16 protein-coding genes are annotated in these 17574 nt (G+C 67.9%); 3 read left to right on the top strand and 13 right to left on the bottom strand.

Translation table 11 applies throughout. From position 1 onward, the window contains the following. Positions 1 to 32: 32 nt before the first annotated feature. On the bottom strand, positions 33 to 941 hold the full coding sequence (locus tag IB278_RS06435; RefSeq protein WP_192323007.1) for a DMT family transporter: 909 nt from the start codon (positions 939 to 941) through the stop codon (positions 33 to 35). A gap of 101 nt (positions 942 to 1042) precedes the next feature. Between IB278_RS06435 and IB278_RS06430 the strand changes: the two genes are divergently transcribed. Next, positions 1043 to 2026, top strand: coding sequence for a quinone oxidoreductase family protein (locus IB278_RS06430; RefSeq protein WP_192323188.1), 984 nt, complete (start codon positions 1043 to 1045; stop codon positions 2024 to 2026). A 122-nt stretch (positions 2027 to 2148) separates the two neighbouring features. Further along, positions 2149 to 2559: a response regulator gene (locus tag IB278_RS06425; RefSeq protein ID WP_145741216.1), complete on the top strand. Its 411-nt coding sequence runs from the start codon at positions 2149 to 2151 to the stop codon at positions 2557 to 2559. Between the two features lie 15 nt (positions 2560 to 2574). Here the strand turns inward: IB278_RS06425 and IB278_RS06420 are convergent, their stop codons facing one another. The 10 genes from IB278_RS06420 to IB278_RS06375 all read right to left on the bottom strand — a co-directional run bounded on the left by IB278_RS06420 (position 2575) and on the right by IB278_RS06375 (position 14629). After that, positions 2575 to 4236, bottom strand: a complete 1662-nt coding sequence (locus tag IB278_RS06420) for a Na/Pi cotransporter family protein (protein WP_145741218.1) — start codon at positions 4234 to 4236, stop codon at positions 2575 to 2577. A 64-nt stretch (positions 4237 to 4300) separates the two neighbouring features. Next, a complete protein-coding gene (locus tag IB278_RS06415; protein ID WP_192323006.1) occupies positions 4301 to 5158 on the bottom strand; it encodes a phosphodiesterase in 858 nt (285 codons plus the stop codon). Beyond that, positions 5155 to 6216 carry an ABC transporter ATP-binding protein gene (locus IB278_RS06410; RefSeq protein ID WP_145741221.1) on the bottom strand — a complete coding sequence of 354 codons (1062 nt, stop codon included), beginning with the start codon at positions 6214 to 6216 and terminating at the stop codon, positions 5155 to 5157. The genes IB278_RS06415 and IB278_RS06410 overlap by 4 nt, the downstream gene beginning before the upstream one ends. After that, complete coding sequence (locus IB278_RS06405) at positions 6206 to 7006, bottom strand: ABC transporter permease (RefSeq protein WP_021005985.1); 801 nt, start codon at positions 7004 to 7006, stop codon at positions 6206 to 6208. Before IB278_RS06405 ends, IB278_RS06410 begins: the two co-directional genes overlap by 11 nt. A 16-nt stretch (positions 7007 to 7022) precedes the next feature. Further along, positions 7023 to 7850: an ABC transporter permease gene (locus IB278_RS06400; RefSeq protein WP_192323005.1), complete on the bottom strand. Its 828-nt coding sequence runs from the start codon at positions 7848 to 7850 to the stop codon at positions 7023 to 7025. A gap of 13 nt (positions 7851 to 7863) precedes the next feature. Next, positions 7864 to 8880 (bottom strand): ABC transporter substrate-binding protein, encoded by a 1017-nt coding sequence (locus tag IB278_RS06395; RefSeq protein WP_370878937.1) that lies wholly within the window; start codon positions 8878 to 8880, stop codon positions 7864 to 7866. A gap of 44 nt (positions 8881 to 8924) precedes the next feature. After that, a complete protein-coding gene (locus tag IB278_RS06390) occupies positions 8925 to 9935 on the bottom strand; it encodes a LacI family DNA-binding transcriptional regulator (RefSeq protein WP_192323004.1) in 1011 nt (336 codons plus the stop codon). A gap of 172 nt (positions 9936 to 10107) precedes the next feature. After that, a complete protein-coding gene (gene lspA, locus IB278_RS06385) occupies positions 10108 to 10620 on the bottom strand; it encodes a signal peptidase II (RefSeq protein ID WP_192323003.1) in 513 nt (170 codons plus the stop codon). Then, positions 10620 to 13469, bottom strand: coding sequence for an isoleucine--tRNA ligase (ileS, locus tag IB278_RS06380; RefSeq protein ID WP_192323002.1), 2850 nt, complete (start codon positions 13467 to 13469; stop codon positions 10620 to 10622). The genes lspA and ileS overlap by 1 nt, the downstream gene beginning before the upstream one ends. Before the next feature lie 122 nt (positions 13470 to 13591). Continuing rightward, complete coding sequence (locus IB278_RS06375; protein WP_145741230.1) at positions 13592 to 14629, bottom strand: bifunctional riboflavin kinase/FAD synthetase; 1038 nt, start codon at positions 14627 to 14629, stop codon at positions 13592 to 13594. Positions 14630 to 14795: 166 nt separating this feature from the next. Between IB278_RS06375 and IB278_RS06370 the strand changes: the two genes are divergently transcribed. Next, positions 14796 to 15356 (top strand): HNH endonuclease, encoded by a 561-nt coding sequence (locus tag IB278_RS06370; RefSeq protein ID WP_012746419.1) that lies wholly within the window; start codon positions 14796 to 14798, stop codon positions 15354 to 15356. Here the strand turns inward: IB278_RS06370 and IB278_RS06365 are convergent. Both IB278_RS06365 and IB278_RS06360 read right to left on the bottom strand, forming a co-directional pair. After that, positions 15353 to 16141 carry an enoyl-CoA hydratase gene (locus tag IB278_RS06365; RefSeq protein ID WP_192323001.1) on the bottom strand — a complete coding sequence of 263 codons (789 nt, stop codon included), beginning with the start codon at positions 16139 to 16141 and terminating at the stop codon, positions 15353 to 15355. The genes IB278_RS06370 and IB278_RS06365 overlap by 4 nt on opposite strands. A gap of 22 nt (positions 16142 to 16163) precedes the next feature. Beyond that, positions 16164 to 17516, bottom strand: coding sequence for an alpha/beta fold hydrolase (locus tag IB278_RS06360; RefSeq protein WP_145741233.1), 1353 nt, complete (start codon positions 17514 to 17516; stop codon positions 16164 to 16166). Positions 17517 to 17574: the final 58 nt, after the last annotated feature.

The following is a 17574-nucleotide window of genomic DNA, read 5'->3' as shown; positions in this document are numbered from 1 at the left end:
CCCCCAGGCTTCGCGCACGTCGCGTCGCGCGCCTATCGGCGCCGTGAGGACACCACGATCCCGCCCACGATCAGCGCGAAGGCCGCACCGTGGTACCAGTGCGGCGGCTCGCGCAGGAAGGCCGCGGACAGCAGCGCAGCGAACAGCGGCGTGAGGTTCATGAAGAAGCTCGCCGCCTGCGGCCCCGCATGCTGCACGCCGCTGCCCCAGCAGCGGTAGGCCAGCACGGCCGGGCCGATGCCGATGAAGGCCAGCGCCGCCAGCAGCGGCCATCCGAGCGCCATGCGCGCATCGGTCAGCATCCATTCCCCGGCCGCGAACAGCCCCGACCATGCGAGGCCGAACACCAGCTGCGCCATCAGGAACGCGGCCCAGTCCTGCCGCACGCCCTGCGGCTCCCGCGTGCGCGCGAGGAACCAGCTGTAGAACGCCCAGGCGATGGTGCCCAGGATCATGTAGAGATCGCCCGGCACCAGCCGCAGCGCGAGCAGCTGCCGCCATTCGCCGCGGCTCAGCACCAGCAGCACGCCCAGCATCGAGAGCAGCGAGCCGCCGATCTCGCGACCGCTGACACGGGCGCCGAAGAAAATGCCGCCCACCGCCAGCATCCACAGCGGCAGGCTGGAGCCCACCAGCGTGACGTTGATCGGCGCGGAGGTCTGCAGCGCCAGGTACTGGAACGCGTTGTAGCAGCCGATGCCCAGCAGCCCCAGCACCGCGTAGCGCTTCCAGTGCGGCCACATCGGGCTGCCGCGGCGCAGCACCGGCCACGCGAGCGGCAGCAGCAGCACGAACGCGATGACCCAGCGCACGAAGTTCAGCGTGAGCGGCGACACCAGGTCGCGCACCAGGCGGCCCACCACCGCGTTGCTCGCCCAGAGCAGCGGCGGCACGGTGAGCAGGAAGACGGTGGACGGCGTGAGGCGCTGCTGGATCTGCATGGCCGCCGACTCTACCGGGCATTCCCCGCCCCCGCCGCGCGAAGGCCAAACGTGGCACGATGCGCCTCTTCTTTTCTGTGCGACTGGAGACTTCGAAGATGATGAGCAAAGCCGTCCGTATCGACCGCCATGGCGGTCCCGAGGAACTGAAGATCGTCGACGTCGAGGTGGGTGAGCCCGGCCCCGGCGAGATCCGCATCCGCCACAAGGCCGTGGGCCTGAACTTCATCGACACCTACCAGCGCAGCGGGCTCTATCCCTTCCAGATGCCGCTGCAGCTGGGCATGGAAGCCTCGGGCGTGGTCGAGGTCGTGGGCGAAGGCGTGGTGCACCTGAAGGCCGGCGACCGCGCCGCCTACGCGAGCCAGCCGCCCGGCGCCTACAGCGAGCTGCGCGTGATGCCGGCAAAGAACGTCTGCAAGCTGCCCGATGCGATCTCGTTCGAGACCGGCGCGGCCATGATGCTCAAGGGCCTGACGACGCAATACCTGCTGAAGAAGACGCTGCCGGTGGAGGGCCTGCAGCCCGGCGACTTCATCGTGTTCCACGCGGCGGCCGGCGGCGTCGGCCTGATCGCCTGCCAGTGGGCCAAGGCCCTGGGCCTGCAGCTGATCGGCACCGCGGGCAGCGATGCCAAGTGCAAGCTGGCCCTGGCGCACGGCGCGGCACATGCCATCAACTACAGCACCGAGAACTTCGCGGCCCGGGTAAAGGAGATCACCGGCGGCAAGGGCGTGAAGGTGGTGTACGACTCGGTCGGCAAGGACACCTGGGAAGGTTCCATCGACTGCCTGCGCCCCTTCGGCCTTTTGGCCGTGTTCGGCAACGGCTCGGGCCCGGTGCCGCCGATCAGCCTGGGCACGCTCGCGTCCAAGGGCTCGCTCTACGTGACACGGCCGACGCTGTTCACGCACATGGCCACGCGCGAGAGCACGCAGGCGATGGCGGACGACCTGTTCGGCGTGGTGCAGAGCGGCGCGGTGAAGATCCCGATCGACCAGCGCTATGCACTGGCCGACGTGCAGCAGGCCCACCGCGACCTGGAAGCGCGCAAGACCACCGGCTGCACCATCCTCACGCTCTGAGTCCGGGCCGTGGCGGGCCCGCTGCAGGGCCAGCCCTGTCCTACCCGGGGTGGGGTGTCATGCCTGCGTCTTGTGCAAGGTGCACTTTGTAGCCTTCAGCAAAGCCAGCGAAGGCCAGCGCCATGGACACCGTCAGAACCTTCATCGTCGAGGACAACCCCGCCATCCGCGAGAACCTGGCCGGAACCCTGCGCGAGGTGGCGCGGATCGATCCGGTGGGCCAGGCCGAAACGCAGGACGAGGGCGCGCGCTGGCTCGCAGGCAACCTCTCGCAGTGGGACTTGGCCATCGTCGACCTGTTCCTCAAGGATGGCACCGGCTTCGGCGTGCTCGAAGCCTGCCGCAACCGCGATCCGAACCAGAAGATGGTGGTGCTCAGCAACTACCTGACCCCGGAGATGCGCCGCAAGTGCGCGCAGCTGGGCGCCGACGCGGTGTTCGACAAGGCCACCGAACTCGACGACCTGATCGATTTCTGCCTGCGCCGCCGGCAGGAGCAGTTGATGGCGCCGCGGTTGCCGACGGCGCACTGACCGCTGCGCGCCGGATCAGCCCTCGATCTTCCCGAGCCGCGATTCGCGCAGGCGGCTCGGCGCCAGCGCGCCCGCCGATTCCAGGATCGGATAGGCAATGGAGCAGATGTGCGAGTTGATCCGCTTCAGGTCGCTGATCAGGTCGATGTGCAGCGAGCTGGTCTCCATGCTCAGCGTGGTGCGGTCGGAGAGCCGGTCGAGGTGGGTGGTGGCATAGGCCCGCTCGAGGTCGCGGAAGCGGGCTTTCTCCTGCAGCAGCCGCTGCGCGTCGCGCACGTTGCCATTCAGGAAGACGCTCATGCTCAGGCGCAGGTTGGCGACCAGCCGTCCGTGCAGCTCCACGATTTCCGCCATGCCCGCCTCGGAGAAATTGCGCTGCGGCTTGATCTTCTTGTCCTCGATGTCGATGATCACGCGCTCGATGATGTCGCCGATCTGCTCCATGTTGATGGTGAAGCTGATGATGTCGGTCCAGCGCCGGCTTTCTTCCTCGCCCAGCGCCTCGCGCGAGATCCGCGTCATGTAGTACTTGATGGCCGAGTAGAGCTCGTCCACCGTGTCGTCCAGCTGCCGCAGTTCCTGCGCCAGGCGCAGGTCGTTGTGGCGGATCACGTCGAGCGTGCCGATGAGCATGGTCTCCACCACGTCGGCCTGGTGCAGCGCCTCGCGCGCCGCGTTCGAAATGGCGAGCGAGGGCGTCGAGAGGGCCGACGGGTCGAGGTGGTGCGGCCGCGTCGAGCTGGCCGGCAGCGGCGGCACCGGCAGCACCTTGGTGACCAGCGTGGCGACCCACTGCGTGAGGCCGATGAAGCCCACGCTGATGATCACGTTGAACGCCAGGTGGAACAGCACCACGCCGTGGGTCGCATTCGGCACGTGCGGCTGCACATGGCGCAGCCAGAGCCCGACGAAGGGCGCGAGGATGGCCACCCCCAGCGCCTTGAACAACAGGTTGCCCACCGTGACCTGGCGCACCGGCACGGCGGATTTGGCCGTGGTCAGCACCGCCAGCAGGCCGCTGCCGAGGTTGGCGCCCAGTACCAGTCCGAGCGCGACGTCCAGCGGCACCACGTTGGAGCTGGCCATGGCCGCCACCAGCAGCACCACGGCCAGGCTCGAATAGGCCACGATCGCCAGCGCGGCGCCGATGGTGATCTCGAGCAGCACGTCGCTGTTGAGCGAGGCCAGCAGCACGCGCACGGCCGGCGCTGAAAAGAGCGGCTCCGTCGCCTCCACCACCAGCTGCAGCGCCAGCAGCATCAGCCCCAGGCCGATCAGCACCCGCCCCACGCGGCCCGCCACGCTGGCCGAGCGGGAAATGAACAGCACCACCCCCACGAAGATGAACATCGGCGACAGCCAGGACAGGTCGGCCGAGAACAGCACCGAGATGAGCGCCGTGCCGATGTCCGCTCCGCGCATCACCGCCAGCGCCGCCGGCAGCGTGACCAGGCCCTGCCCCACGAAGGAGGAAGTCATCAGCGAAGTGGCGGTGCTCGACTGCACGAGGGCCGTGACGCCGATGCCAGAGAGCGCGGCCGTGAAGCGGTTGCGCATGCTCTGCACCAGGATCTTGCGCAGGTTGGCGCCGAACACGCGCAGCACGCCCGTGCGCACGAGGTGCGTGCCCCACACCAGGAGGGCGACGGCGGCGAGCAGGTTCAGGAGGTGCTTCATGGATGCCGGTTTCTATCCTTTTCGTTTTTGTTCGTTTGCGGCCCCATTTTCCACATGTATGGCCTCAGTCGATCAACGCTCCGTTGTCATGGAAGGGAAAAGGGCCTTCGAAGGTACCGGAAGCCGCCAGATGGGTCACGAGCCGGCCGTCCCGGGCCGACCAGGCATGGACCCTGAAGCCCGGCGGCTCCAGCGTCCAGGCCGAGGCCGCATCGGGCGACAGGTCCAGGCAGACCTGGTGCGCCGGTGCCGGCGAAGTCGATGCGATGGTGCCGCCGAAGCGCACGTCGATGGCGCGGTGCAGGTGGCCGCAGATCACGCGCTCCACGTTGTCATGCCGCGCGACCAGTGCTTCGAGCGCCTCGGCGCCCTGCAGCAGGCCGATCTCGTCCATGTGGCCGATCAGCGTGCGGAAGGGCGGGTGGTGCATGGCAATCACCACCGGTTCGCCGCGGCAGGCGTCGAGCTGTTCCTCGAGCCAGGCCAGGCGTTCGCCGCAGAGTTCGCCGTGGCTCGCGCCCGGCACGCAGGTGTCCAGCGCGAGCAGGCGCAACGCGCCCACGCGCACCGAATACTGCACGAAGCCGGCCGAGCCCACGCCCGCCGCCAGATGGGCATGGCCGGGGAAGCTGCGGCGCAGCTGGCCGCGCTCGTCATGGTTGCCGGGCATCAGGTAGACCGGCATCGCGAGCGGCGCCAGCAGGCGCGCCAGGTGCTCGTATTCGGCCGCGCGGCCGAAGTCGCTGAGGTCGCCCGTGATCACGACGGCGTCGGGCTGCTGCGGCAGCCGCAGCACCGACTGCACCGCGCGCTCCAGGTAGGGCGCGGTGTCGATGCGGCCATAGGCCAGGCGTCCCGGTTCGCGGATGTGCAGGTCGGTCAGCTGGACCAGGAAAGTGGTGTCTTGTGTCGTTGTCGTCATGCGCTGGTCTCCTGCGAGGTCATCAGGCGGTCGGGCAGGATGCGCAGGCCCACCGGATCGCCGGGGCCGAAAGGCGTGTCGCGGCCCACATCGGCCACGAGCAGGGGCTGGTCCTGCATGCGCAACTGCAGCTGCACGCGGTCGCCGAGGAAGGTGCGGCGCTCGACCGTGGCGGCGCCCCAGTCGGGCCGCGGCGCACCCACTTCGACGTCTTCCGGCCGCACCAGCAGCATCGCATGGCTGCGCCAGGCGGGCGGGCAAGGCAGGGTGCTTCCGCCGAGTCGGACAACGCCTTGCGCAATGGCGTCGGCCTCGCGCGCGAGGCGGTTGACGCGGCCCAGGAACTCCGCCACGAAGGGATGCGCCGGCGCGCGGTACAGCTCTTCGCCGCGGCCGATCTGCACGATGCGCCCGGCGCTCATCACCGCCAGGCGGTCGGCAATGGCCATCGCCTCCTGCTGGTCGTGCGTGACGTGGATGGCCGTGATGTGCAGGCGGCGCAGCAGTTCGGCGAGCTCGTCGCGCAGCGACTCCTTGAGCTTGGCATCGAGCGCGGCCAGCGGCTCATCCAGCAGCAGCACGCGCGGACGCACGGCCACGGCGCGCGCCAGCGCCACGCGCTGCCGCTGGCCGCCCGAGAGTTCGGCAGGGCGCTTGTTCTCCAGCCCGCCCAGGCGCGTCAGCTCGACCAGCTCGCCCACTGCGCGCCTTTCCTCTGCCGGCGCCACGCCGCGGATGCGCAGCCCATAGCCGATGTTGGCCGCCACCGTCATCTGCGGGAAAAGCGCATAGCTCTGGAACACCATGCCGACGCCGCGATGCTCCACCGGCCGCCCGGTGACGTCCTGCCCGCCGAACACGATGCGGCTGCCTTCGTCGGGCGCTTCGAGCCCCGCGATCAGCCGCAGCAGCGTGGTCTTCCCGCAGCCCGAGGGCCCGAGCAGCGCGAGCACTTCGCCCGCCTCCACATGCAGGTCGGTCGGCAGCAGGCCGCGCGTGCCGTCAGCGTAGGTTTTCGCGCAATTCGCGATGTCGATGGGGACGCGTTCAAGTTCCATGGCGTTTCTGCATCAGGTTGGCAAGGTATTGAAGGCCCCACAGCACCGGAAGGATCACGGCGAAGAAGACCAGCGTGTAGGCCGATCCGATCTCGATGCGCATCGAGGCATAGCTGTCGGCCAGGCCCACGGGCAGGGTGCGCGTGAGCGGCGTGTGCAGCATCCACGTGAGGTTGAACTCGCCCACCGAGAGCGTGAACACCATCAGGCTGCCGGCGACGATCGCGGGGAACACGGCGGGCACGAGGATGCCCATGAAGCGCTGGCGGAAGTTGGCGCCCAGCGAGCGCGCCGCCTCTTCGAGCGCGAGCAGGTCGTCGCGCTGGAAGGCCGAGCTCACGGTGCGCACCATGAACGGCAGCGTGAACACCATGTGGCCCACGAGGATGAAGGCGAAGCTCTGCCGAAAGGCCGTGAGCTGGCCGTAGGCGAGGATCAGCGCCAGCGCGGTGGCCAGGCCCGGCACCGCCACCGGCAGCGTGAGCAGCTCCTCGAAGATGTGCGCCGCGCGCGAGCGGCTGCGCGCGAGCGCGTAGGCACAGGGCACGCCCAGCAGCACGGTGCCCACCACGCAGGCCAGCGCCAGCGCGAGCGACCAGCCGACGGTGCCGCCGTAGTTCTCCCACACCTCGCCGAGCCAGCGCAGCGTGAGGCCACTCTTCAGACCGGCGCTGTAGTTGTTGACCAGGCCCGCCATCACCGACAGCAGCATCGGCGCGATCATGAAGAGGCTCACAAGCACGGTGATGGCCAGCAGGAAGGGCGCCCTGGGTTGCGTGTTCTTGCGCATGAGGCAATTCCTTGATTCAGCGCGCGACCGGGTTGGCGCCGAAGCGCCGCGCGGCGAACAGCACCAGCCAGGTCACGAGACCCAGCGCGATCGACAGCGATGCGGCGAGCGCGAAGTTGGCGTAGTTGGTGAACTCGTTGTAGATGGTGATGGGGATCACCTCGAACTTGCTGGCCAGCGTGAAGGCGGTGCCGAAGGCGCCCATCGAGGTGGCGAACAGGATCGCGCCGCAGGCGAGCGTGGTGGGCGCGAGCTCTGGCAGCCACACGTCGCGTGCTACCCGCAGGCGCGAGGCGCCGAGCGAACGCGCGGCTTCTTCGAGCTGCATGTTCATGGCCTCGGCCGCGGCGGCATAGGTGGCAATGGCGCGCGGCAATGAGAAGTAGAGGTAGGCCAGGAACAGGCCGAGCAGGCCATAGGCGAAGGTGATGCGTTCGCCGAACAGGCTGTCGCCGATATCGGCCACCAGCCCTTGCCGCCCGCCCAGCAGGATCACGAAGAAACCGATGATCACGCCCGGAAAGGACAGCGGCAGCGTGAGCAGCGACAGCAGCATGCGCTTGCCTGCGAAGGTGTGCCGCGCAAGGTAGATGCCCACGGCGGCGCCCAGCACCAGCGTTGCCAAGGTCACCGCCACCGACAGTGCCACGGTGTTGGCCATGCTCTGCAGGTAGCGCGAGTCGGTGAGCACAGCGAAGTAGGTGGCCCAGCCCTTGCTCGCCGGCAGCGTGAGCAGGCGCACCACCGGCAGCAGCCAGAAGGCCGCGAAGAACACGGCGGCAGGAGCTGCGCAAGCGAGCAGGCGCCAGCGTGGGTTCCAGGCGTTGGCCGACGACGACTTCATGGCGCGGGCTTCTTCAGCGTACTTCCTTGAGATAGCGGTCGGAGAACGCCCGCTGCGCCTCCGCCATGCGCGCGTAGTCCACGCTCTTGGCGCGTGCGTATTCGCTGGCCGGCAGGAACTGCGCCTCGATGTCCTTGGGCATTGCGCTCGTGCGCACCGGCCGCAGGTAGGCCTTGGCCCAGATCGCCTGGCCTTCGTCCGACAGCACGAAGTCGAGCACCTTCTTGCCTTCCGCGGCATGCGGTGCCTTGGCAACCAGGCTCATCACGTAGGGCACGGCCAGCGTGCCTTCGCTCGGGATGACGAAGGCGACGTTGGCCTTGTCCTTGTACTTGGCGCGGTAGGCGTTGAAGTCGTAGTCCAGCAGGATCGCGATCTCGCCCGACAGCACGCGCGCGTAGGAGGTCTGCTTGGGCACGATGGGCTCGTTCTTCTGCAGCGCCTTGAAGTAGTCGATGGCCGGCGCGAAGTTGTCGAGCGTGCCGCCGCGCGCCTCGTTCACGGCCACTGCGCCGACATAGCCCACAAAGGCCGAGGCGGGATCGAGGTAGCCGATCAGGCCCTTGTATTCGGGCTTGAGCAGGTCGGCCCACGACTTCGGAACCGGCTTGCCCTTGAGCGCATCGACGTTGACCATGAAGCCGAGCGTGCCCGAATGGATGGTGAACCAGTTGCCGGCCGGGTCCTTCAGGCCGTCGGGAATGTCTTTCCACGCAGCCGGCTTGTAGGGCTCGACCACGCCTTCCTTCTGTGCTTGCACCGCGAAGGTCACGCCCAGGTAGGTGACGTCGGCCACGGGGCTCGCCTTCTCGGCCACCAGCTGCGCAAGCGACTGACCCGAATTCTTGTTGTCGGCCGGCACGGTGATGCCTGTTTTTGCCTTGATGGCCTTGAGCTGCGTGCCCCAGTCGGCCCACTCGGTGGGGCAGTTGTAGCAAATGGCGGTCTGGGCCATGGCCGTGCTGCCGGCGGCGAGCGCGGCAGCCAGCAGGCCCAGGCGGGCCATGCGCGAGAAGCGGGAAGTCAGCATGAAGGAGCTCCTTGGAGGGTGAGAGGCGGTAGCGGGTTGAGTGATCAGTCGGCGGCGGTGTCGCGCGCGGCCGCGCACGACTCGCCGTCCCGGAAGAAGTACGGCAGCAGCAGGCTCGCATCGGCCTGCAGCGCGGTGCCGCCGGCCATGGCCTGGATCAGCAGTTCGACGCTGCGGCGGCCGATGTCGTCGTTGGGCTGGGCGATGGTTGTGAGCGCCGGCGTCAGGTCTTCGCCGAGCGCGATGCCGTCGAAGCCGATGACGCTGAGGTCGTCCGGCACACCAAGGCCGTCCAGGTGCGCGGCGCGGATGCTGCGGATGGCGAGCAGGTCGTTCGAGCAGACCAGTGCGGTGGGCCGGCCGGGCGCCTGCAGCACGCCGGCGAGCGCATCGACCGCGCTTTCGACAAAAGGCACCTCGATCAGCGGCGGCGCCTTGAGCCCGGCATCGGCCATGCCCTTGCGGTAGCCGCGATAGCGCTGCTGCGCGCGGTCGGACGCGGCGAGCGTGCCGCTGACCATCGCGATGCGGCGATGTCCCAGCAGCACCAGCCGCGCCACCGCATCGGCCACGGCCGCCTCGCCATCGACGGTCACGCAGGGATGCTCGGGGTGCCTGTTGTAGGCCAGCACGTAGGGCGTGCCGGTGCCGCGCAGCCGAGCGAGCGCGGCCGACGTGGACGGATTGGAGACCACGAGGATCAGCCCGTCGACATTGCCGGCCAGAAGCAGGTGGACCGCGCGTTCTTCCTCGTCGAGCTGGTAGCCCGTGGTGACGGGAATGATCGCGTAGCCGCCGGCAATGGCTGCCCGCGCAATGCCCTGCAGGCATTCGGCAAAGGTCGGATTCAGCAGGGTCGGCAGCACCACGCCCAATGCACGGCTGCGCTGGGTGCGCAAGGTGCGCGCGCTGGCATTCGGCACGTAGTCGAGTTCACGCGCGACGCGCTCCACCAGCTCCCGCGTGGAGCGGGTCACCTTGTCGGGGAAGTTGAAGGCCCGCGACACGGTGGCCACGGAAACCCCGGCTTTGGCTGCAACGGCTTGGATGCTCATTCGTGCGGTGTCATGTAATCGATTACATTTCACCGCGACAGTATGACCCCGCTATGACAGGCCGTGAAAGTGGGGAGAAACCCTCGCGTTGTGTTGGAGGCCCGTCTTGCCCCCTCTCCCCCTCCGGGAGAGGTTTGGGGTGAGGGCGGACGGCCTCTAAAGGACGCCGAACCTACTTCCCGCGCCGAACCCGCCGTATCTCATCCAGGACCAGGCAGATCGCTCCCAGCGTGATCGCACTGTCCGCCGCATTGAAGGCCGGGAAGTACCAGTCACCGACGTGGAAGCTTAGAAAGTCCACCACGTAGCCGTGCATCATCCGGTCGATCACATTGCCGATCGCGCCGCCCAGGATGCAGGCCATCGAGAACGAGAATAGCTTCTGCCCCGCGTGCGACTTCAGCATCCAGACGATGAACACCGCGGCCGCCACGCCAATGGCCGTGAAGAACCAACGCTGCCAGCCCGAGTGGTCGGCCAGGAACGAGAACGCGGCGCCCGTGTTGTGCGCCCGGACCACGTTGAAGAAGCTCGTGACGTAGGTCGCGTCGCCGAGCTTGTAGTAGCCCAGGATCAGCGTCTTGGTGAACTGGTCGATGATCAGGACGATTGCCGCCAGAGCGAGCCACGGCCAGATGCTGCCGCTGCGCGAGCGCGATGCCGACATGGAGCGTGCGGCCGCCATCAGGCAAAGCTCCGCGGCTCGCCGGCACCGAACAGGTTGCTCGTGCAACGGCCGCAGATCGTGGGATGCGCCGGGTCGTGGCCCACGTCGTCGCGGTAGTGCCAGCAGCGATCGCACTTCTGCGCGCTGCTCGGCGTCACCACCGAAGACAGCGCCTCGCCCGCCGCCAGTTCGATGGCGGAGGTGATGAAGACGAACTTCAGGTCGTCGCCCAGCGAGCCCAGCAACGCGAAGTCATCAGCTGCTGCGCTGAGCCGCAGGTTGGCCTGCAGCGACGAGCCGAGCTTGCCTTCGGCGCGCACGGCCTCGATGTCCTTGTTGACCACGTCGCGGATCTCGCGGATGCGGCTCCACTTGGCAAGCAGTGCTTCGTCGGGCGCGGCGAATTGGCTGTACGTCTGCGCAAAGATCGACTCGCCCGGCTTGCCCGTGCTCACGAACTTCCACGCCTCTTCGGCCGTGAAGCTCAGGAACGGTGCCATCCAGCGCAGCATCGCCTGCGAGATGTGCCAGAGCGCCGTCTGCGCGCTGCGGCGCGCCCGCGAGCCCGGCGCGGTCGTGTAGAGCCGGTCCTTCAGGATGTCGAGGTAGAAGCCGCCCAGGTCTTCCGAGCAGTAGATCTGCAGCTTGGCCACCACCGGATGGAACTCGTACACCTTGTAGTGCGCAAGGATCTCGGCCTGGAACTGCGCCGCGCGCGACAGCGCATAGCGGTCGATCTCGAACAGCTCCTCGAGCGGTACCGCATCTTTCGCGATGTCGAAGTCGCTCGTGTTCGCCAGCAGGAAGCGCAGCGTGTTGCGAATGCGGCGGTAGGCATCGACCACGCGCGCGAGGATCTTGTCGTCGCCCGCGATGTCGCCTGAATAGTCGCTTGCGGCCACCCACAGGCGGATGATTTCCGAGCCCAGCTTGTTGCTGATCTCCTGCGGGTCGATGCCGTTCTTGAGCGACTTGCTCATCTTGATGCCCTTGGCATCCACCGTGAAGCCGTGCGTAAGCAGGCCGCGGTACGGCGCGCGGTCTTCCAGCGCACAGGCGATCAGCAGCGACGAATGGAACCAGCCGCGGTGCTGGTCATGGCCTTCGAGGTACAGGTCGGCTTCGGGGCCGCTCTCGTGGTGCACGTTGGGGTGCGTGCCGCGCAGCACGTGATAGAAGGTCGAGCCCGAGTCGAACCACACCTCGAGGATGTCGGTGCTCTTGGTATAGCTCGGTGCATCTTCGGCGCCCAGGATGTCTTCGACGGTGACGCGGCTCCAGGCCTCGATGCCGCCCTTCTCGACGATGTCGGCGGCCTGGTCGAGGATCTCCATCGTGCGCGGATGCAGCTCGCCCGAATCCTTGTGCAGGAAGAACGGGATCGGCACGCCCCAGCTGCGCTGGCGGCTGATGCACCAGTCGGGCCGCCCGGCGATCATGTCGTGCAGGCGCGCCTTGCCGTTCTCCGGGTAGAAGCTGGTCTGTTCGATGGCGTCGAGCGCGGTCTGGCGCAGCGTCTTGGGCGCCTTGTCCTTGGTGAACACGCCTTCGCCCTCGTCCATGCGGATGAACCACTGCGCCGCGGCGCGGTAGATCACCGGCGTCTTGTGGCGCCAGCAGTGCGGGTAGCTGTGGGAGATGGTCTCGGTGGTCAGCAGCCGGTTGGCGTCGCGCAGCGCGGCGATGATCACCGGTACCGCCTTCCAGATGTTCTGCCCGCCGAACAGCGGGAAGTCGGGCGCGTAGCTGCCGTTGCCCTGCACCGGGTTCAGGATGTCGTCGTAGGCCACGCCGTGGGCGATGCAGGAGTTGAAGTCGTCCACGCCATAGGCCGGCGACGAGTGCACGAGGCCGGTGCCGTCGGTAGCGGTGGCGTAGTCGGCCAGGTAGATGGGCGACAGGCGCCGATAGCCCGCGTCCACGTCGTACAGCGGATGCTCGAATTCGAGCCCGCCGAGTGCCTCGCCCTTGACCGTGGCCAGCACCTTGCCGTCGAGCGCATAGCGCGTCATGCACATCTCGACCAGCGAGTTGGCGAGGATCAGCAGGCCGCGCTCGGTGTCGACCAGCGAGTATTCGATCTCCGGATTCAGGTTGATCGCCTGGTTGGCCGGGATGGTCCACGCGGTGGTGGTCCAGATCACGGCAAAGATGTCGCCGAGGATCGTGTGGTCGGTCCCGAAGGCCTTGAGCACCTTCTCGCGGTCATGCGCCTTGAAGGCCACGTCGAGGGTCTGGCTCTTCTTGTCCGCGTATTCGATCTCGAACTCGGCCAGCGACGAGCCGCAGTCGAAGCACCAGTACACGGGCTTCAGGCCGCGGTAGACGAAGCCGCGCTCGATCACACGCTTGAACGCGCGCAGCTCGCCGGCTTCGTTGGCGAAGTCCATCGTCTTGTAGGGGTGGTCCCATTCGCCCAGCACGCCCAGGCGCTGGAAGTCGGCCATCTGCTGCGCGATCTGTTCCGTGGCGTAGGCGCGGCTCTTGGCCTGCATCTCGTCGCGGCTCAGGTTGCGGCCGTACTGCTTTTCGATGGCGTTCTCGATCGGCAGGCCGTGGCAGTCCCAGCCGGGCACGTAGAGCGCGTCGTAGCCTTCGAGCTGCCGCGCCTTGGTGATCATGTCCTTGAGGATCTTGTTCACCGCGTGGCCCATGTGGATCTGGCCGTTGGCGTACGGCGGGCCGTCGTGCAGGATGAACTTGGGCGCGCCGTGGCGGGCGTCGCGCAGGCGGTGGTAGCGGCCTTCTTCGTTCCATTCCTTGACCCAGCTCGGTTCGCGCTTGGGCAGGTCGCCGCGCATCGGGAAGGGGGTGTCGGGCAGGTTCAGCGTGGAACGGTAATCGGTGGGGGAAGCGGCGTCAGACATGTTGGGGTGCGAAACAGAGGGGCTTCGACAGGCTCAGCCCGAACTGCATTTGAGCGGTCGGTGCGGAAGAAAAGCCGTTCGCCCTGAGCTTGTCGAAGGGCGGCAGCACGGTGCGTGCAGGGCTAAATTCGATCGCGCGTGGTCTGGCGGTGGGTTTCGGCGTGGGTCGACGCAAAGAACGCGCGCGCGTCGCGCCCATCCTTCGCGATGCCCGCAGTCAGGGCCTCGAGGCTGGTGTAGCGCAATTCGTCGTGCAGTTTGTGCAGGAGTTCCACGCGGACGATTTTACCGTAGGCCCCTTCGGCACCCAGATGCGAGGGCCACTCCAGGCAATGCGTCTCCAGCAGCACGCGGCCCGCGTTGACGTCGTTGGCATCGAGCGACGGCCGCACGCCGAGGTTCGCCACGCCGGGCAGCGGCTGGTCGGCCAGCCCGTGCACCAGCACCGCGAAGATGCCGCTGGCCGCCGGCTTCCAGTGCTTGAAGCGCAGGTTGAGGGTGCGGAACCCGTCGTCCTTGCCGGGCGCCGAGGCGCCCAGCGCGCGGCCGAGCTTGCGGCCATGGACCACGTGGCCCGAGATCGTGTAGGGCCGGCCGAGCAGATGCTGGGCATCGGCCATGCGGCCCTCGGCCAGCGCCTCGCGCACGGCCGAACTGGAAACGCGCAGGCCGTGGACCTCGTAGCTGTTCATGCGCGCCACGTCGAAGCCGTGCGCATCGCCGGCCGCGTCGAGCATGGCGTAGTCGCCGGCCCGCCTGGCGCCAAAGCGGAAGTCGTCTCCCACCAGCACGTAGCGCGCGCCCAGGCCGTCGATCAGCACGTTCTGGATGAAGGCTTCGGGCGACTGGGAGGCCAGCCGGCCGTCGAAGGGCAGCACGACCGTCTGCGCCACGCCGCAGGCCGCGAGCTCGGTGAGCTTGTCGCGCAGCGTGCCGATGCGCGCGGGTGCCAGGTCGGGTTTCCTGGTGACGGCGGCGAAATAGTCGCGCGGGTGCGGCTCGAAGGTGAGCACGCAACTGGGCAGCCCGCGATGGCGTGCCTCGGTCTGCAGCAGCGCCAGCATGGCCTGGTGGCCACGGTGCACGCCGTCGAAATTGCCAATGGTGAGGGCGCAGGCCGGAGCCACGCCCGGGTGCCGGAAGCCGCGGAAAACCTGCATGGGTGGGTATCTTTTTGATAGCGCCTTTTGCCCGTCAAATGGGCACATCAGGCCGTTTTGTCACAAAGCCGGTATATTGTGACTCAGTGCGTCGCCCGAAGGGGTCTCCGGCGCGCTGCGTGTCCCTGGTCTTTCCGTGATTCTTCCCTTTTTGAGGAGGCGTGTGGTGAAGGTCTTGAAGCTGTCGGCCCAAGGGCTGCCCCAGTCATGGATATCGCTCGAACAGGCGGTCATCCACTATGCAGCGGACGAAGTCCGCTGGGAGGTGGGCGCGCAGGTGGCCGTGTTCCGTGGCGGCCACAATGCCATCACCGGCCAGCAATCGCAGATCGCGATCAACAGCATCATCGGCACCAAGGGTGTGCCGCGCATCAATCCCTTCACCCAGCGCCCGGGGCTCACCAACAGCAAGCTGTTCTCGCGCGACCGCAACATTTGTGCTTACTGCGGCGGGCATTTCCACGAAGACGAACTCACCCGCGAGCACATCATTCCGTTCGCGCAGAACGGCATCGACACCTGGATGAACGTGGTCACGGCCTGCCGGCCCTGCAACCACCGCAAGAGCAGCCGCACGCCCGAGCAGGCCAACATGCCGCTGCTGTACGCGCCCTACGTGCCCAGCCTCTGGGAAGATTTCATTTTGCGGAATCGCCGCATCCTGGCGGACCAGATGGAATTCCTGATGGCGCACCTGCCGCAGAGTTCGCGGCTGCACGACACCTAGCGCTTCCAGTCCGGCGGACGCTTCTCGATGAAGGCCTGGACGCCTTCGAGCGCACTCTCGTCCATCATGTTGCAGGCCATGGTCTGGCTGGCGTCGGCCAGCGCGGCCTCGATGCCGGTTTCGAGCTGCCGGTAGAACAGCGCCTTGCCGAGCGCGAGCGCCTGGCGCGGCTTGGCGACGATGCTCGCCACCAGCGCCTCCACCGCGGCGTCGAGCTGGCCGGGTGGCGCCACCCGGTTGACCAGGCCCTTCTCGCGGGCTTCCTCCGCGCCGATGAATTCGCCGGTCACCAGCATCTCGAAGGCCTGCTTGCGGCCGAGGTTGCGCGACAGCGTGACGCTCGGGGTGGCACAGAACAGTCCCACGTTCACGCCGCTGACCGCGAAGCGCGCCTCGGTCGCGGCCACCGCCAGATCGCACACCGCGACCAGCTGGCAGCCCGCGGCCGTCGCAATGCCGTGCACGCGCGCGATCACCGGCACGGGCAGGCGCTGGATCGACAGCATCATGGCGCCGCAGCGCTCGAAGAGCCGCTGGTAGTAGCCGAGGGAGGGTTCGGCGCGCATTTCCTTCAGGTCATGGCCCGCGCAGAAGGCCTTGCCCGCCGCCGCGATGACGACGGCGCGCACCGTGTCGTCGGCCGCAATGTCAGCGAGCGCCTGTTCGAGTGCGCCGAGCATGCCTTCGGAGAGGGCATTGAACGAGGCCGGGCGGTTCAGCGTCAGCGTGGCCACGCCGCGTGCATCGCGTGCCGCCAGCACGAAGGGAGAAGTCGTGTCGTTCATGTCCTTGGCCCTCGTCGATCAGTCAGTAGGTCAATTCGAGCACCGTCACGTGCTGCTGCGCCGCAGGCCAGGTCAGGCCGGTGATGCGCTCCGCGTTGAATTCACCGGTCACGGCGCGCTGCGGTTGCGCGGCGGCCAGGCGCAACCGCGAACTCGACACGCCGGAGCCCCTGGGCGGCACGCCGGGCGGCGGGCTCTGGCCGTCGAAGCGCATGGTGTCGCGCTCTGCATCGAAGTAGCCGCGGGGCCGCGTGAAGACGACGACCACCTGGGCGCTGCCATCGGCCGGCGCGAGGCGTTCGGGGCGCAGGTTCACGACGCGGCTGCTGCGCGGAAACGGGCTGCGGTAGATGTGCGTGATGCCGTAGCCGGGTGCGCTGAGCACGAACTCGTAGGCCGTGTCGCCGCGCGCATTGAACGGACCCCAGCGGCCATCGGCGCCGATGCTCTTGCTGTGCACCGCATCGCCGCGCCGTGCGCCCGTGGCCGGATCGATGGCATACACGGTGACCTGCCCGCCATTGAGCGAAAGGTTCTCCGCGCCCAATGCACGGCCGTCGAGCACGACGCTCGCCTCGGGTGCCACCGCCGTGCTGCGCGGCGCTTCGCCGGTCAGGAACTGCCAGGTCGCCGCGAACGCGGCGGGCGAGAACGAGGTTTCCCGGTGGTCCACGCGCGGCAGCACCACGTTGGTCGCGCCCTTGAGCGCGGGGCCGTCGAAGCCGATGTTCGTCGGCTGGCCCGGCACGCCGATCCACACGCCGTCGGGCTGGGCGTACTTGTCGTTGTTGTCGGAGCGCAGCGTGAGCCACTTCACGCCCGGCGTGACTTCCTCGCCGTTCGGCCCCTTCGGCGCATTGAGCTGCTGCATGAAGCCCGAGAGCCCCGAGAACTCGTTGTTCTCGCGGAAGCCCTTCACCGCCCAGATGCCGTGCGCCGGATTGCCGCCCAGCACCACGTGGCTCACGACGGCTGCGCCGCCGCCGTTCTGCACGTAGTTGCGGATCGTGTTGCCGCCGCGCGAATTGCCGATCAGCACCACCTTGCCGGCGCCCGTGGCCTTCAGCACCTTGTCGACCTCGGCCTTCAGGAACACGGCCGAATCGGTGGTCGAGCTGCGGCCCGGCTGCGCCACGGCATCGTCGTCGCGCGCCAGCGGATAGGGCTGGTCGAGCGCGAAGAGCCGGTCGCGCGGCCAGCCGTTCGATTCGAAGCGCCAGATGGTGGTCAGCCACAGTGCGGCCGAATCGCCGTTGCCGTGCATGAAGACGATCGGCGGGCGTTCGGTGTACGAAGGCGAGGGGGCGGTGGCGCAGGCGGTCAGCATGGCGGTCGATGCGAGCCCGAGGGCCAGTAGGGTGCGGCGTGATGGCATGTGAGGTGTGTTCCTGGCAGGTTCCAGTAAGAACGCCCGCCGGCGCAAGGCGGGCGGG

It is taken from the genome of Variovorax sp. VRV01, assembly GCF_014852545.1.
GTDB lineage: Bacteria > Pseudomonadota > Gammaproteobacteria > Burkholderiales > Burkholderiaceae_C > Variovorax > Variovorax beijingensis_A.
This window is presented reverse-complemented; position numbering and strand designations above follow the sequence as displayed.